At 71.7% G+C, this 14,438-nt stretch carries 14 protein-coding genes; 9 read left to right on the top strand and 5 right to left on the bottom strand.

What is annotated here, in order from left to right; genetic code table 11:
* Nucleotides 1-223: 223 nt before the first annotated feature.
* Nucleotides 224-1,393 carry an XdhC family protein gene (locus ACFWGJ_RS31755; RefSeq protein ID WP_387331588.1) on the top strand — a complete coding sequence of 390 codons (1,170 nt, stop codon included), beginning with the start codon at nucleotides 224-226 and terminating at the stop codon, nucleotides 1,391-1,393.
* Between the two features lie 50 nt (nucleotides 1,394-1,443).
* Here the strand turns inward: ACFWGJ_RS31755 and ACFWGJ_RS31750 are convergent, their stop codons facing one another.
* Together ACFWGJ_RS31750 and ACFWGJ_RS31745 are read right to left on the bottom strand one after the other, a co-directional pair.
* Entirely contained in the window at nucleotides 1,444-2,103 is a 660-nt protein-coding gene (locus ACFWGJ_RS31750) for a TOPRIM nucleotidyl transferase/hydrolase domain-containing protein (protein WP_387331586.1), read from the bottom strand.
* Nucleotides 2,104-2,211: 108 nt separating this feature from the next.
* Complete coding sequence (locus ACFWGJ_RS31745; protein ID WP_387331584.1) at nucleotides 2,212-3,318, bottom strand: saccharopine dehydrogenase NADP-binding domain-containing protein; 1,107 nt, start codon at nucleotides 3,316-3,318, stop codon at nucleotides 2,212-2,214.
* A gap of 90 nt (nucleotides 3,319-3,408) precedes the next feature.
* On the opposite strand from ACFWGJ_RS31745, the gene ACFWGJ_RS31740 reads away from it, so the two are divergent.
* Nucleotides 3,409-4,014, top strand: coding sequence for a TetR/AcrR family transcriptional regulator (locus ACFWGJ_RS31740; protein WP_387331582.1), 606 nt, complete (start codon nucleotides 3,409-3,411; stop codon nucleotides 4,012-4,014).
* Between the two features lie 30 nt (nucleotides 4,015-4,044).
* On the opposite strand, the gene ACFWGJ_RS31735 is transcribed toward ACFWGJ_RS31740, so the two are convergent.
* Both ACFWGJ_RS31735 and ACFWGJ_RS31730 read right to left on the bottom strand, forming a co-directional pair.
* Nucleotides 4,045-4,485, bottom strand: a complete 441-nt coding sequence (locus ACFWGJ_RS31735; RefSeq protein ID WP_387331580.1) for an SRPBCC family protein — start codon at nucleotides 4,483-4,485, stop codon at nucleotides 4,045-4,047.
* Between the two features lie 52 nt (nucleotides 4,486-4,537).
* On the bottom strand, nucleotides 4,538-5,977 hold the full coding sequence (locus tag ACFWGJ_RS31730; RefSeq protein ID WP_387331578.1) for a Gfo/Idh/MocA family protein: 1,440 nt from the start codon (nucleotides 5,975-5,977) through the stop codon (nucleotides 4,538-4,540).
* 67 nt (nucleotides 5,978-6,044) lie between these two features.
* Here ACFWGJ_RS31730 and ACFWGJ_RS31725 point away from each other — a divergent pair, with 67 nt between their 5' ends.
* The 6 genes from ACFWGJ_RS31725 (at nucleotide 6,045) to ACFWGJ_RS31700 (ending at nucleotide 11,619) form a co-directional block, all read left to right on the top strand.
* Nucleotides 6,045-7,346 carry an ABC transporter substrate-binding protein gene (locus tag ACFWGJ_RS31725; protein ID WP_387331576.1) on the top strand — a complete coding sequence of 434 codons (1,302 nt, stop codon included), beginning with the start codon at nucleotides 6,045-6,047 and terminating at the stop codon, nucleotides 7,344-7,346.
* The gene (locus tag ACFWGJ_RS31720) at nucleotides 7,343-8,284 is read left to right on the top strand and encodes a carbohydrate ABC transporter permease (RefSeq protein WP_387331574.1); all 942 of its coding nucleotides are present in this window, start codon (nucleotides 7,343-7,345) and stop codon (nucleotides 8,282-8,284) included. The genes ACFWGJ_RS31725 and ACFWGJ_RS31720 overlap by 4 nt, the downstream gene beginning before the upstream one ends.
* The gene (locus ACFWGJ_RS31715; protein WP_387331572.1) at nucleotides 8,281-9,168 is read left to right on the top strand and encodes a carbohydrate ABC transporter permease; all 888 of its coding nucleotides are present in this window, start codon (nucleotides 8,281-8,283) and stop codon (nucleotides 9,166-9,168) included. Before ACFWGJ_RS31720 ends, ACFWGJ_RS31715 begins: the two co-directional genes overlap by 4 nt.
* 53 nt (nucleotides 9,169-9,221) lie before the next feature.
* Nucleotides 9,222-9,827: a hypothetical protein gene (locus tag ACFWGJ_RS31710; protein WP_387331590.1), complete on the top strand. Its 606-nt coding sequence runs from the start codon at nucleotides 9,222-9,224 to the stop codon at nucleotides 9,825-9,827.
* Between the two features lie 153 nt (nucleotides 9,828-9,980).
* Entirely contained in the window at nucleotides 9,981-10,757 is a 777-nt protein-coding gene (locus ACFWGJ_RS31705) for a hypothetical protein (protein ID WP_387331570.1), read from the top strand.
* Nucleotides 10,758-10,947: 190 nt separating this feature from the next.
* Nucleotides 10,948-11,619, top strand: coding sequence for a sigma-70 family RNA polymerase sigma factor (locus ACFWGJ_RS31700; RefSeq protein ID WP_387331568.1), 672 nt, complete (start codon nucleotides 10,948-10,950; stop codon nucleotides 11,617-11,619).
* 177 nt (nucleotides 11,620-11,796) lie between these two features.
* Here the strand turns inward: ACFWGJ_RS31700 and ACFWGJ_RS31695 are convergent, their stop codons facing one another.
* Nucleotides 11,797-12,972, bottom strand: a complete 1,176-nt coding sequence (locus ACFWGJ_RS31695; protein WP_387331566.1) for a magnesium and cobalt transport protein CorA — start codon at nucleotides 12,970-12,972, stop codon at nucleotides 11,797-11,799.
* Between the two features lie 218 nt (nucleotides 12,973-13,190).
* On the opposite strand from ACFWGJ_RS31695, the gene ACFWGJ_RS31690 reads away from it, so the two are divergent.
* Nucleotides 13,191-14,354: a winged helix DNA-binding domain-containing protein gene (locus ACFWGJ_RS31690; protein WP_387331564.1), complete on the top strand. Its 1,164-nt coding sequence runs from the start codon at nucleotides 13,191-13,193 to the stop codon at nucleotides 14,352-14,354.
* Nucleotides 14,355-14,438: the final 84 nt, after the last annotated feature.

Below are 14,438 nucleotides of genomic sequence, written 5' to 3'. Positions count from 1 at the left end.
GCCTAAAAAGCAAAAGCCGGGGCGCACCCCCGCCCCGCAAGGGGCGCGGGGAACTGCGCGGCCAGCCACGACGCACCCGCAGCCGACGAGAAGCCGTCGGCCGGGGCACCACTGGTCGCACTGGTGGACGGGCGCTCGCAGTCGCCCCCTGAGGGGCGCGGGGAACGGCGCGCCCGACCACAACGCACCCGCAGAAAAACCCGCAGGGAAAAGGAGACCGAGAATGCTGGACATCGCCGAAGACCTGCGGCACTGGCTCGCGGAAGGCCGCGACTTCGCCGTGGCCACCGTCGTGGCCGTAGGCGGAAGCGCCCCAAGACACCCCGGCGCCGCCCTTGCCGTGGACGCCGCCGGCACGGCCATCGGCTCGGTCTCCGGCGGCTGCGTGGAGGGCGCGGTCTACGACCTGTGCCAACAGGCGCTGCGGGACGGGCAACCGGCCCTCGAACGCTTCGGATACAGCGACGACGACGCCTTCGCCGTAGGCCTGACCTGCGGCGGCGTCATCGACATCCTGGTGACCCCGGTACACACCTCCTCCCCCCTCCGTGAAGTGCTCACGTCGGCCCTCACCGCAGCCGCTGACGGAAAGGCGGCGGCGCTCGCCCGCATCGTCTGCGGCCCGGCGGAACTACAGGGCCGCGCCCTCCTCGTACACCCCGACGTACACCCCGACGCCCCGTACGAGGGCGGCTTCGGCGCCCACCCCGAACTGGACCGCACCGTGGCGCGGGAGGCGCGCGCCTTCCTGGACGCGGGCCGCACCGGCACCCTGGAGATCGGCGAGCAGGGCTCCCGCTGCGGAGCCCCGCTCACCGTGCTGGTCGAGTCCTCCGCCCCGCCGCCCCGGATGATCGTCTTCGGGGCGATCGACTTCGCCTCGGCCCTGGTCCGCGTCGGCAAGTTCCTCGGTCACCGCGTGACGGTCTGCGACGCGCGCCCCGTCTTCGCGACGGCCGCACGCTTCCCGGAGGCGGACGAGATCGTCGTCGAGTGGCCGCACACCTACCTGGAGCGCACGGAGGTCGACGCGCGTACGGTCCTGTGCGTCCTGACCCACGACGCCAAGTTCGACGTACCGCTCCTCGCGCTCGCGCTGCGGCTGCCGGTCGCGTACGTGGGGGCGATGGGCTCCCGCCGCACCCACCTCGACCGCAACGAACGGCTGCGCGAAGTGGGCGTGACGGAGCGGGAGTTGGCCCGGCTGCGGTCACCCATCGGCCTCGACCTCGGCGCCCGTACGCCCGAGGAGACGGCCCTGTCCATCGCCGCGGAGATCGTCGCGACCCGGCGGGGCGGAAGCGGGGTGTCGCTCACAGGGGCGCACACGCCGATCCACCACGACGTGTCGCGGTCGCAGTCCCCGGTGCGGCGGGTCGGGGCGGTGGCCTGAAACCCCGGCCGACAGGGCGTGTCGGACGTGGAGCGTGTCAGACGGGCGTGTCAGACGTGGGCGAGCAGCCGTTCCAGCGGAGGCGGCGTCCGGTCGAGGTCCAGGCTCGCGACGAGTTCCTGCGCGTACTGGGCCTTGCGGCCGGCGTGCGTACCCATGAAGCGGTGGAGGTGCTGCTCCACGGTCCAACCCCGCTGCGCGGGCTGGTTCTGCAGCGTGCGGAAAGCGCGCAACTCACCCTGCTCCTCGACCACTTGCTGGATGACGTCGGCCCCGAGGGAACGGATCAGCTCGTCCTCCAGGTCCGCGTGGCACAGGAAGAACCCGAGCGACTCCAGCCCCTCGGTCGTCAGACCGGAGGCGATCCCGGCCCGCTCAAGCGCCCGCCGGAAGAACCTCTCCTCGGCCGCGTCGCACAGTCCGGCGAGCCGTACGTCGAGCCCTTGCGGCCCGCACAGGTCCACGAACCTCCCGACGCTCATCGCGCCCCCGAGCGGCACCACCGAGACCCCCTCCTCGTCGAGGTCCCGGCCGTGCCGGGCGGCCAGCGCCTCGACGGCGACCCGGTCGCTGCCTCCCTCGACGAGCACGACCGTACGCAGCCCGGCGCCGGCCGCCGCCTCCCGCGCGCTCGCGCCCGCTTCCGCCGCCCCCGCGCCGCCGGCCGCCCACCGGACGACTGCCTGACGGAACCGCCCCATGTCGTTCATGGGCCCCAGTCTCGCAATTCCGAGCGGACTCGTTCCACAGACTTTTGCCACGGCGTGCGGCGGGAGCCGTGCGGGCGGCGCCTGACCGGGCCCGGCCCGACTTGACCGTCAGCCGGGGAGGGTGAGGGTGAAGGTGCCCGACTCGGCGAGCGCGCGCAGGAATTCGGGCGCCGCGAAGGCTTCCGCCGGGCCCAGCACGCCTGTCTTCTCCGGCCCCTCCCCGCCCGCCAGCCGCAGCGCGGCCTCGACCGAGACGACGGCCCCGGCCCGCCAGATGTCCCGGCCCCGGACATGGGCGTTGCGGCCGCCACCGGCGGCCCCGGTGACCTGCACCGCGACGGTGAACTCGGTCTTCGCGCGCTCCTGCGGACTCACGTCCACGCTGGTGAAGATCTGCTCCTCCTCGAAGGTGGAGGCGGTCAGCTGGACCTCCACGGCCCGGGCCGGCACATGGCGCGGGACCGTGACGACCTCGCCCGAGGGAAAGGGCACGATGGTCGTACGCGGTCCGACGGGCGGCGGGAACGGGAAGACCGCGTTGCGGATCTCCACGGGCCCGACCCGCTGCGCCCCGTCCGTGAAGCCGATGCGATCGATCTCGCCGATCAGCAGGTTGGCCGTGTTCACGGCGCCCTGGGTCATGCGCCAGCCCGTGACCGCGTAACCGACGGTCACCTTGTCCACGTCGGGCAGCCCCGCCGAGGCCGCCGCGGCCAGCAGGTCGCCCAGTCCGCCGTAGAAGCTCATCTGCGGGAGGAGGACCGCTCCGGTGCGCTGGGCGGTGGCCTGGAGGGAGTCGAAGAGGTACTTCACATGGTGCGGCTCGATCGCGTGGTCCACGTACGCGGTGCCGGTCTCCGCCGCCGCGGTGGCGACCGGTTCCCCCGTCGTGGTGAACGGTCCCGCGCAGTGGATGATCACGTCGGCGCTCTCGGTGAGCGCGCGCAGGGCGGGACGGTCGTCGAGGGGCGCGTGCCGGATGCTTACGAGATCCGGGACGCCGAGTTCGTCTGCGACCGCGTGCAGGGCCCGCTCGTCCCGTCCGGCGAGGAGCACGCGCTGCTGCCGGGCGAGCAGTTCGGATGCGACGACCCTTCCGGTGTGCCCGTTGGCGCCGTAGACCGCGAAGAGGGGCGCCTTTCGTGCCGAAGCCGAAGCCGAAGCCGAAGCCGATGTCGAAGTCGGAGTTGATGTCGGTGTTGCCTGTGCCGTCATGGCGAGGCCCACTTCCATACCGAGGGTATGTAATCGGATCGGCTAAGTTACGTACCCTCGGTATGCCTGTCAAGGGAGTTGATGAGCCGGATGGCCCGACGGACCCAGGCCGAACGATCCGGCGCGACCACCTCCCAACTGGTCGATGCCGCGGCGGAGTTGTTCGGCAGCCACGGTTTCGCGGGTGCGCCTCTCGACGCCGTCGCGGCCAGGGCGGGGGTCACCAAAGGGGCCGCGTACCACCACTTCCCGGGCGGCAAGACGGCCCTGTTCCACGCCGTCTTCGTACGCCATCAGGCGGCGCTGGCGGAAGCGCTGTTCCGGGCCGGAGCCGCCGCGCCCGACCCGCGCGCGGCGCTCCGCGCGGGCGCCCGCACGTTCCTCGAACACTGCCTCGACCCGGGCTTCCAGCGGGTCGTCCTCCTCGACGGCCCGTCCGTCCTCGGCTGGGAGACGGTGCGCGAGATCGAGTACGAGCACGCCCTGCGCGTCCTGCGCGAGGCCATGGAGCATGCTGTCCGCGAGGCCGGCGGCACACCCGACGCGGCCCTGACGGCCCGCTGCCAGCTCGTCTTCGGGGCCCTGTGCGAGGGAGGCATGCTCCTGGCCCGCGCGACGGACCCCGAGACGATGCTGGAGGTGGTGACGGGGGAGGCGCTGAAACTCCTGGGCGAGGAGACCCCGCCTGATGCCTGACAGGTTCCTGGCAGTCGGCGGACTCCGCTCTCAGGGGCGGGACAGCAACTGATCCACCGCCCGTCCGAACATCCACCGGCCCGCCCGCCCCAGTACGGGGTCGAAGAAGCGTGGCACCCCGCGCACCCCCAACTCCTCCCGCCACAGCACCTGCGAGCCGCCGTCCGCCGTCGGCCGTACCTCGATCTCGGCCCACCCGACGACGAGGCCGCCCCGCTTGACGAGCCGGCACAGCCCGGGCTTGCGGTCGTGAGGAGGCCGCCATACGACGACCTCCATACGGTCGTCGAACGCCACCGGCCCCACCCCGGTACGCGCCACGAACACCGTGCCCGCCCCACGCGGCGGCAACGTGACGACCCGGACCCGCGTCAACGGCACCACGTCGGCATGCCGCTCCCACACCGTGAGCCGCCGCCACGCCTCCCCGGCGCCCAGAGAGGTGTCCCGCCGCACATGAAAAAGAGCCATTCCCGGATCGTATGCACACGGCGGCGACGGACACGCCGTAGTCGCGGCCGCCTCAGACATCCAGCAGATCCCCCACCCGGACCGGCACCCCCGTCACGAACGACTCGTTCGCCGCGAGTCCCGTCACCAGCGACTTCGCGCCGTCGAGTGCGTCCGCCGCCCGGCCCAGCGGGTCCGGGGCGGAGCGGCGGGGGCCGAACAGGTCCTGGAGCATCCGTATGTCCCCGCCGCCGTGGCCGCCCTCGCCGGTCGGGACCTTCACCTCGCGCGGCCGTTCCCAGTGGCGGCGCAGGAGCAGTTCGGTGCGGCCGGCCTCGGCGTCCACCTCGGCGCCGTGCAGGACCGCGCTCCCGCCGTCGGTCCGTACGCCGGAGCGTGCTTCGGTCCGTACGCCGGGGCGCGCCCCGGTATCCGCTTCCGTACGTACGTCGGGGCGCGACCACGTCGACTCCTCGACGAGCAGTTCGAGCCGGCCCTCGCTGCCGTTGAACGCCACGCGGTAGCCCTCCCAGGGGGCGTACGCCGTGAGGTGGTAGGTCAGGGACGCCCCGGACGCGTACCGCACGAGGACCGCCATGTCGTCCTCGATGCTGACGCCTGGCCCGAACACGTTCTGGTCGCGGTGGTAGCCGTCCTCGCCCTCGGCGTCCAGGTACAGCGCGCTGAGCACGGGCGAGTCCGCCAGGTGTACGGCGAAGGGGTCGCCGTGCGCGGCGGGGGAGCCGTGCGCGCGGGCGTAGGGCCGGGCGAGTCCCCGTCGGCCGCCCGCCTCGTCGCCGTAGAAGAAGAGGCCGCCCTGGGCGAAGACGGTCTCCGGTTCGGTGCCCAGCCACCAGTTCACCAGGTCGAAGTGGTGCGTGGACTTGTGGACCATCAGGCCGCCGGAGTTGGCCTTGTCGCGGTGCCAGCGGCGGAAGTAGTCCGCGCCGTGCCGCAGGTCGAGCAGCCACTCGAAGTGCACCGAGCCGACCTCGCCGATCTCCCCGCCCGCGATGAGTTCCCGTACGGCCGAATGCACCGGGTTGTAGCGGTAGTTGAAGGTCACCCGCACCTCGCGGCCGGAGCGCTGCCGGGCCGCGAGGATGCGGCGCGCGCGGTCGGCGTCGGTGGTCATCGGCTTCTCGGTGACCACGTCGCAGCCCGCGTCCAGGGCCCGGACGATGTAGTCGTCGTGGGTGCGGTCCACGCTGCAGACGACCACGAGATCCACTCGCTCGCGTCGCAGCATGAGGTCGAAGTCCTCGGGCGCGTACGCGGGGACGGGTTCGCGGCCGGGGTGGTCGGCCGCGAGCCAGCTGTTGTGGACCGCCATCCGGTGCGCGTTGACGTCGCAGAATCCGACGAGGTCGATGCGGTCCGCGTACGGTCCGGCCAGCGCCTCGGTGAACAGCCGGGCGCGGGCGCCCAGGCCCACCACGGCACAGCGGCGGCGCGAAGCGGAACCGGAGGGGGAGTCCTCGTAAGCGTCCGTGCAGGGGGCTTGTTCTGACATCAGGACCATCCCTAGGGTCGTCGGGCAGGGGGTGGAAGCGCTTTCTAACGAATGAGGTGACCCACTCATGCCCGGAAACAGGACAAGGAAGTCCTGGCGGCCGCGCATCGCGGCGGCCACGGCACTGCTGGTGTCCTGCTCGGTCCTCGCCGGCTGCTCGGGGCCGGACGGGGCGGGCGGCGACGGCGGCAAGGTGGTCCTGCGCTACACCTGGTGGGGCAACCCGGACCGGGCGGCCAGAACCCAGGAGGCCGTCGACCTCTTCGAGAAGGAGCATCCGCGGATCGAGGTGCAGACGTCGTTCTCCGGCTACGACGCCTACAAGCAGAAGCTGGCCACTCAGGCTGCAGGCGGCGACGCCCCCGACGCCATGCAGCTCGACTACCGCATGATCGACCAGTACGCCTCCGGCGGCGTCCTGCTGAACTTCGCCGAGCAGCGCTCCGCGCTGGACACCGGCGAGTTCGACGCGGGCCTCCTCGCCACCGGGAAGGTGGACGGCAAGCAGTACGCGATCCCGCAGGCCCGCGGCACGGAGACCGTGGTGTACGACACCGCCCAGTGGAAGAAGTCCGGGGTCGCCCTCCCGCGCGAGGGCTGGACCTGGAGCGAATGGGCCCACGCCATGCGGGAGTTGGCCGAACGCACCGGCAGGCCCGGCGCCACCGACCCCGGGCAGAGCGAGGACGCCTTCGAGGTCTGGCTGCGCGGCCGGGGCAAGAGCCTCTACACCGAGGACCGCCGGCTCGGCTTCACCGTCGACGACCTGACCCGCTGGTGGACCTTCGCCGACAAGCTCCGCAGGGAAGGCGCCGTCTCGCCCGCCGAGCAGACCACCCAGCTCGACGGCACGGTCGAGAACACCCCGCTCGGGCGCGGCAAGGCCATCTCCGACAGCAACTGGGACGCGCCCTCCAGCGGGTTCGTCGCGCTCGTACCCGACGGGGTCACCCTCGCGCCGATGCCGTCCGGCGAGGACGGCACCCCGGGCCAGTACTTCAAGCCCTCGATGTTCATGGGCGTCGCCGCCGACACGGGCCACCCGAAGGAGTCCGTGCAGCTCGTCGACTTCATGCTGAACGACCCGGACGCCGCGAAGATCCTCGGCGCCACCCGCGGCATCCCCGTCAACGAGTCGCTCCGCGAGTCGATCGCTCCCGGACTCAAGGACTTCGACAAGACGGTCTACGACTACCAGGCGTCCCTGGAAGGAAAGCTCAACGCCCCTCCCCAGGCGCCGCCTTCGGGGGACAGCGCGCTGCAGACCACCTTCCAGCGGGACTACGACCAGGTGTCGTACGAGCGGATGTCGCCCCGCGAGGCGGCCGAGGACTACGTCACCGAGGCGAAGGCGGAGCTGAGGTCATGACCACCACCACCGACACTCCCGTGACCGCCCCCGCCGCGAAGACCGTTCCCGTGAAGCGGCCCGGTGGACGTCGACGCGAGGGCGCCGCCTGGGTGTTCCTCTCCCCGTGGGTGCTCGGCGCCGCCGTGCTGACCCTGCTCCCGATGGCCGTATCGCTCTATCTCTCCTTCACCGACTACGACTTGTTCAACCCGCCCCACTGGGTGGGCCTGCGCAACTACACGCAGATGTTCACCGAGGACCCGCGCTACTGGCGTTCGGTCGGCGCGACCCTCACCTACGTCGTCATCGCCGTGCCCCTCCAGCTCGGTCTCGCCCTCGTCGTCGCGCTCGGCCTCAAGTCCATGCGACGCGGCCGGGGTTTCTACCGCTCGGCGTTCTACGCGCCCTCCCTGCTCGGCGCCTCCATGTCCATCGCGTTGGTGTGGCGGGCACTGTTCAACGACGGCGGCACGGTCGACAACCTGCTCGGCACCGGCGGCTGGGTCAACCGGCCCGGCTGGGCGCTGCTCGCCGTCGCCCTGCTCACCGTGTGGCAGTTCGGCGCCCCGATGGTCATCTTCCTCGCCGGACTCCAGCAGATACCCGCCGAGTTGTACGAAGCGGCTGCCGTGGACGGGGCGAGCCGGTGGCGGCAGTTCCTGTCCATCACCGTGCCCATGCTCTCCCCGGTGATCTTCTTCAACCTGGTGCTCCAGACCATCCAGGCCTTCCAGGTCTTCACCCCCGCCTTCGCGGTGAGCGGCGGCAAGGGCGGCCCCGCCGACTCGACGCTCTTCTACACCCTCTACCTCTACGACCGCGGCTTCGTCGCCTCCCACATGGGCTACGCCTCCGCGATGGCCTGGGTCCTGCTCATCGTCATCGGCGCCGTCACGGCGGTGCTCTTCCGCACGTCCCGCACCTGGGTCTTCTACGCGTCCGAGGGGGACCGATGACCACCTCGACCAGCACCGGTACCGCCGCTACGGCTTCTCCTGCACGCAGGCCGGTCGCCCGGCGCCGCCTCGCCCTGCACCTCGGCGCCCTCGCCGCGCTCCTCGTCATGCTGTACCCGCTGGCCTGGCTCCTCGCGACCTCGCTCAAGCCCGCCGACGAGGTGATCGCCAGCCTCGACCTGCTGCCCAGCAGCCTGGAATGGTCCAACTACTCGTCCGCCCTCGACGGCGTGAACGACGTCTCCGTGGGGCGGCTGCTCGGCAACTCGCTGCTCATCGCGGGCGGCGCGGTCATCGGCAACGTACTCAGCTGCTCCCTCGCCGCGTACGCCTTCGCCCGGCTGCGGTTCCGCTTCCGCGGGCCGCTGTTCGCCTTCATGATCGCGACGATCATGCTGCCGCACCACGCCGTGCTGATCCCGCAGTACATCATCTTCAACCAGCTCGGCATGGTGAACACCTACTGGCCGCTGATCCTGCCCAAGTTCCTCGCCACCGAGGCGTTCTTCGTCTTCCTCATCGTGCAGTTCATGCGAGGGCTGCCGCGCGAACTGGAGGAGGCGGCGCGGATCGACGGCTGCGGGCCGTTCCGCAGCTTCTTCCTCGTCATCCTGCCGCTGACCCGGCCCGCCCTCATCACCACGGCGATCTTCACCTTCATCTGGACCTGGAACGACTTCTTCACCCAGCTGATCTACCTCTTCTCACCGGAGAAGTTCACGCTCACGCTGGCCCTGCGGTCGTTCGTGGACGCGTCGAGCACCTCGGCCTTCGGCCCGATGTTCGCGATGTCGGTGATCGCCCTGCTGCCGATCGTGCTGTTCTTCCTCGCCTTCCAGCGCTTCCTGGTCGAGGGCATGGCGAACTCCGGGATCAAGGGATGAGCGGGAGCCGAGGGACGAGCGCAAGCCGAGGGATGGGCCGAAGCCGAGGGATGATGAGCGGCGGGCAGACCCGGGAGACGGGTGAGATCTTCGGGCCGCGTATGACGCTGTTCGCGGACGTGCTGAGCGTGGGCGTGTGCACGGCTCTCGCGTCGCTGCCGGTCGTCACCCTGCCCGCCGCGCTGTCCACGGCGTGCGCGGTCCTGCGCGGCGCCCGCGAGGACCGGCCGGCCACGGCGGGCCGGTACCTGGCGACCCTGCGACGACGGCTGCGCCCCGGCGACCTCGCGGCCGGGGTACTGGTCCTGACCGGAGTCCTGCTGCTCTGGGCGGACCTGGCCCTGGCCCGCGCCGGGCTGCCCGGCGGACCGCTGTTCGCCGTCGTCGCGGCGGCGATCGGCGGGTACGCGGCTGTCGTCGGCCTGCGTGCCTGCGGGCGCCCCGAGTCGCTCACGGACTGGCGGGCGGCGGTGGCCGGTGCCGCCCGGGACTCCGTCGGGGACGCGGGCGGCAGCGGCCTCGTGCTGCTCGCCCTCGCGGCGGCCGTGACGTCCGCGTGGATGCTGCTGCCACTGGCGTTCCTGGCACCGGGCCCCCTGGCGATGGCGCTGACGGCGGTGGACGTACGCATGCCGACCCGGGGGGAGACGTGTCCGTAGGACGGAGTGTGCGCGGACGTCGGTTCGGACGGGGGTGAAGTTCCGGGCCCGCCCTGTGTTCTGGATCACGTGACGCGTGTTGAGGGTGGGACGGGGGCAATTCCCGTACCTCACCACGACGCACGCGCGACGAATGCGAGGATGAGGCCCGTCATGACTGCTGGGTGGGGTGTGCGCACGGTACGGGCCGCGGTGTTCGCGGTCGTCTGTGTGCTGCTCGCCGCCCTCGGCCACGTACTGATGTCCGGTGCCCCGGTGGCCTGGTGGGCGATGACCGCCGGGACCGTGGCGACGGGCGGCGCGGGCTGGTGCCTTGCCGGCCGGGAGCGCGGACTCCCCCTGATCGTCTCGGTGGTGGTCGTCACCCAGGGACTGCTGCACTGGTCGTTCTCGCTCGCCCAGTCGATGGCTGGGCCGGCCACGGGGCCGGTGGCGTCCGGCCGGGGGACGGGCTCGGCACACATGGCGTCCATGCACGCCATGGAAGCCACGGACGTGTCGGCCACGAACATGTCGGCCCCGGACGTGGGGTCCATGTCGTCGATGGGGCACATGGGTTCCGGGCACATGGCCGCGGATCACATGGGCGCCGGGCACATGGATGCGGCCCATATGGGCTCGGATGCCATGAGCCAGTCGGCGCACGCCATGGACGGAACGTCCTCGCTCGGCATGCTCGCCGCCCACCTGTTGGCCGCGCTGCTGTGCGGCCTGTGGCTGGCGTACGGCGAACGCGCCGCCTTCCGCATCCTGCGCGCGGTGGCCGGACGGCTGGTCGCACCCCTGCGACTGCTGCTCGCGCTGCCCACACCCCCGCACCGCCCGCGTGTTCGCGCCCGCCGTGACTCCTCCGACCGTTCGCCACGGCGGCTCCTCCTCGTCCACGCCATCACTTCTCGGGGTCCGCCCGTGGGATCCGCTGCCAGTTGAGACAGCCGGATCCCCGAGGCGTCGCCCTGCGCGCCTCGGGCGTCGGCCGTACCTCCGTGTACGGCCGTACCCCCTCGCCGGACCGACACGCGAGCGCACCCTGCGTACGCGCCCTGCGTACGCGCCAAGTGAACGCACCACGCGGACGCGCCGTCGGTCCGGATCACGGATGACCCGAGAAGGACACCTGGTGATCACTCCTGCCCCGCCCGCCCCACACGGCGGAAGCGACAACGGCGACGCAAGCGACAGAAACGGCAGTGGCGGTGAGACCGCGGCAACCGTCGACGAGTCGATAACCGCCTGGGCGCTGGCCGCCCGGGGCGGCGACCCGGACGCCGTCGAGCGTTTCGTACGTGCCCTGCACCGTGACGTCGTGCGCTATGTCGCGTACCTCTCCGCCGACCCCCAGGCCGCAGACGACCTGGCCCAGGACACGTTCCTGCGGGCGCTCGGCAGCCTGCACAGATTCGAGGGCCGCTGCTCGGCCCGTACATGGCTGCTGGCCATCGCGCGCCGGGCCGTGGTCGACAGCCTCCGGTACGCCGCCGCCCGGCCGCGCCTGTCCGACGTACCGGACTGGCGGCTGGCGGTCGAACGGGCCCAGCCGCGCGGCCTGCCCGGCTTCGACGAGGGGGTCGTACTCCTCGATCTGCTGGCCGCGCTGCCGGACGAGCGCCGTGAGGCGTTCGTGCTCACGCAGATGATGGGGCTGCCCTACGCGGAGGCGGCCGCGCTGAGCGACTGCCCCGTGGGAACGGTCCGTTCCCGGGTGGCCCGCGCCCGAGCCACCCTCATGGACCTGCTCGCCGAAACAGACCCACGCACCACGACACCCGCACCCGCGGCCCTGGCTGCTTGACGAGGCTGACGAAGCTGAGAAGAGGCTGACAGAAGGGGGTGCCGGACCAGCCGCCGGCACCCCCTCCGTCTCCTCCGTGACGCACACCGCGAGCGTGACCGCTTCGAGCCAGCAGTCGTGGCGGACGTGGGCGGCCTGACAGACGCTGCTGCCGCCTCAGCTGGACAAGCGCCAGGCTCAGAGCCAGTCCCGCCGCTTGAAGATGACGTACAGGCTGGTGCAGACAACGGCCATCAGGGCGACGGCGAAGGGGTATCCGAGCACCCAGCCCAGTTCGGGCATGTGCGTGAAGTTCATGCCGTAGATCGTGCCGACCAGAGTCGGGGCGAACAGGATCGCCGCCCAGGACGAGATCTTCTTGATCTCCTCGTTCTGTTCGAAGCCCGCTTCCGCCAACGCCCGCATTTCCGCGTTCTGTTGCTGGGTGACCAGGGTCGCGTTGACCGTGAGGATGTCCGTGAGGGCCTGGCGGAAGCCGTCCACCCGCTCGCTGATGTGGGTGACGTGGTCGGCCACGTCGCGGAGGTAGCGCTGGAGTTCGTCGTCGGTGCCGTACTTGGCGAAGCCCGCCATCAGGCCGTGCAGCATGCCGACCAGCGGGCGGGTGGCGCGCTGGAACTCGACCATCTCGCGGGAGAGTTCGTAGATGCGGCGCGAGACCCAGGGGTCGCCGCCGAAGACCTCGGTCTCGATCTCGTCGATGTCGTTCTGGACGCCGGAGACGACCGGTGCGTAACCGTCCACGACCGCGTCGAGGATGGCGTAGAGGACCGCCTCGGGGCCGAGGCTCAGCAGCTCCGGGGTCTCCTCCATGCGGCGTCGTACGGCGGAGAGGTCGGGGGCGGCGCCGTGCCGGACCGTGATGAGGAAGTCGGGGCCGAGGAACACGTGCAGTTCGCCGAAGTCGACCTCCTCGGACGCGTCGAGGTAGCGGGCCGCGCGAAGGACGACGAACAAGGTGTCGCCGTACCGTTCCAGCTTCGGCCGCTGGTGGGCCTCCATCGCGTCCTCGACGGCGAGCGGATGGAGGTCGAACTCCGCCGCCAGGGACAGGATCTCCTCCTCCGTGGGGCGGGCGAGTCCGATCCACGCCATGCCGTCCGGCTGCTCGCGCAGCTCACGGAAGGTCTCCGCGAGCGTGGCGGGGGTCGCGACCCGCACACCGTCGCGGTAGAGCGCCGCCTGTACGACGCTGCCGGCCTCCACGGCGTCCGTTTTCGTGTCGGCCACGGCGGGGCGGGAGGACGCCGGAGGGTCCGCGGGGGCCTCGGTGGCCACCGGCGTGGCGCGTCGCCACCGCGGCTTCCGGCTGACCCTGTTGGCGGGTACGGGGCGGGCTCGGCGCTCCGGCATCGCGGCTGCCTCCGTGTCGTACGTGTCGCACGCTTGGTCGTGCGTCTGCCCTGTCGGCTGTCTGCTGTGTCTGCTGTGTCTGCTGCGTCAGCTGCCCTGGGCGGGCGGCTCGTCGGTCGTCCTGGCGATCACGGGCAGGATATACGGGTCATCCGGCCGCGGCGGATCGGTGCGATGGCGGACAGAAGGTGTCCGCGGGGCCCGGTAACGTGCCGGACATGACGAAGACCTCGACCGCTCCCGTGCTGAGCGTCCGCGAGCTGAACCGTGCGACCCTCGCCCGGCAGTTGCTCCTGCGCCGGGTCGTCCTGTCCGCGCAGGACGCCGTCGAACACCTCGTCGGTCTCCAGGCGCAGAACGTCAAGCCGCCGTACTACGCGCTCGCCGCCCGCCTGGAGGGCTTCGCCCCGCAGGAGCTCTCGGCGGCCATGGAGGCGCGGGAGGTCGTCCGCATCGTCACCATGCGGTCGACCATCCACACCCACACCGCGGACGACTGCCTGACGCTGCGGCCGCTCGTACAGGCCGCCCGGGAAAGGGAGTTGTACGGGTTTCGGCATGGTCTCGCCGGAGTGGATCTCGACCGGCTCGCCTCGATCAGCCGGGAGTTGGTCGAGGCCGAGCCGCGCACGATGAAGCAACTGCGGGAGGCCCTGCTCGTCGAGTGGCCGGACGCCGACCCCGCGGCCCTCGCCATCGCCGCCCGCTGCCGGCTGCCGCTCGTCCAGGTCACCCCGCGCGGACTGTGGGGGCGCAGCGGTCAGGTCGCGCTCACCACCGCCGAGCACTGGCTCGGCAGGCCGTCCGAACCGGCTCCCGCGCCCGACGCCACCGTCCTGCGCTATCTCGCCGCCTTCGGACCCGCCTCCGTCAAGGACATGCAGACCTGGGCCGGGCTGACCCGGCTGCGCGAGGCCTTCGAACGGCTGCGGCCACAGCTGGTCACCTTCGCCGACGAGCACGGCGTCGAGCTCTTCGACCTGCCGGACGCGCCCCGCCCGGACGCCGGCACACCGGCCCCCGCGCGTCTGCTGCCCGAGTTCGACAACCTGCTCCTCTCGCACGCCGACCGCTCCCGGGTGGTGTCGGCCGACCACAAGGGCCGTACCTGGCGGGGCAACCAGGCCTACCCGACCCTGCTCGTCGACGGGTTCCTGGCGGGAGTGTGGCGGCTGGAGGAGACCGGCGGCCGGGCCGTGCTCACCGTCGAGCCCTTCGGCACGCTCACGGACCGGCAGCGTGCCGAGGTGACGGAGGAGGCGGAGCGGACGCTGACCGCGCTGAGCGAGTCACCGGATACCGCAAGCACGGCCTCGCCCCCGCCGTCACCGTCAGCGCCGGTCTCGTACGACATTCGGTTCGGGACCGTTGTACGCGACTGACCGGCGGCTGACCGGCGGCTGACCGGCGGGTGTCCGAGGAGGCGTGGCATATGGAAAGGGGGCGTTGCGGGCCGCTCGTGGAGG

The sequence above is a fragment of the Streptomyces sp. NPDC060205 genome, assembly GCF_042728395.1.
In the GTDB taxonomy this organism is placed as follows: Bacteria; Actinomycetota; Actinomycetes; order Streptomycetales; family Streptomycetaceae; genus Streptomyces.
Note: the sequence above shows the minus strand (reverse complement) of the source record. Positions and strands in the feature narration are given on the sequence as shown.

What these genes read in the sequence shown, in the direction of transcription:
- ACFWGJ_RS31755 (WP_387331588.1), top strand. Translation starts at nt 224, where the DNA reads ATGCTGGACATCGCCGAAGACCTGCGGCACTGGCTCGCGGAAGGCCGC.
- ACFWGJ_RS31750 (WP_387331586.1), bottom strand. Translation starts at nt 2,103, where the DNA reads ATGAACGACATGGGGCGGTTCCGTCAGGCAGTCGTCCGGTGGGCGGCC.
- ACFWGJ_RS31745 (WP_387331584.1), bottom strand. Translation starts at nt 3,318, where the DNA reads ATGACGGCACAGGCAACACCGACATCAACTCCGACTTCGACATCGGCT.
- ACFWGJ_RS31740 (WP_387331582.1), top strand. Translation starts at nt 3,409, where the DNA reads ATGGCCCGACGGACCCAGGCCGAACGATCCGGCGCGACCACCTCCCAA.
- ACFWGJ_RS31735 (WP_387331580.1), bottom strand. Translation starts at nt 4,485, where the DNA reads ATGGCTCTTTTTCATGTGCGGCGGGACACCTCTCTGGGCGCCGGGGAG.
- ACFWGJ_RS31730 (WP_387331578.1), bottom strand. Translation starts at nt 5,977, where the DNA reads ATGTCAGAACAAGCCCCCTGCACGGACGCTTACGAGGACTCCCCCTCC.
- ACFWGJ_RS31725 (WP_387331576.1), top strand. Translation starts at nt 6,045, where the DNA reads ATGCCCGGAAACAGGACAAGGAAGTCCTGGCGGCCGCGCATCGCGGCG.
- ACFWGJ_RS31720 (WP_387331574.1), top strand. Translation starts at nt 7,343, where the DNA reads ATGACCACCACCACCGACACTCCCGTGACCGCCCCCGCCGCGAAGACC.
- ACFWGJ_RS31715 (WP_387331572.1), top strand. Translation starts at nt 8,281, where the DNA reads ATGACCACCTCGACCAGCACCGGTACCGCCGCTACGGCTTCTCCTGCA.
- ACFWGJ_RS31710 (WP_387331590.1), top strand. Translation starts at nt 9,222, where the DNA reads ATGAGCGGCGGGCAGACCCGGGAGACGGGTGAGATCTTCGGGCCGCGT.
- ACFWGJ_RS31705 (WP_387331570.1), top strand. Translation starts at nt 9,981, where the DNA reads ATGACTGCTGGGTGGGGTGTGCGCACGGTACGGGCCGCGGTGTTCGCG.
- ACFWGJ_RS31695 (WP_387331566.1), bottom strand. Translation starts at nt 12,972, where the DNA reads ATGCCGGAGCGCCGAGCCCGCCCCGTACCCGCCAACAGGGTCAGCCGG.
- ACFWGJ_RS31690 (WP_387331564.1), top strand. Translation starts at nt 13,191, where the DNA reads ATGACGAAGACCTCGACCGCTCCCGTGCTGAGCGTCCGCGAGCTGAAC.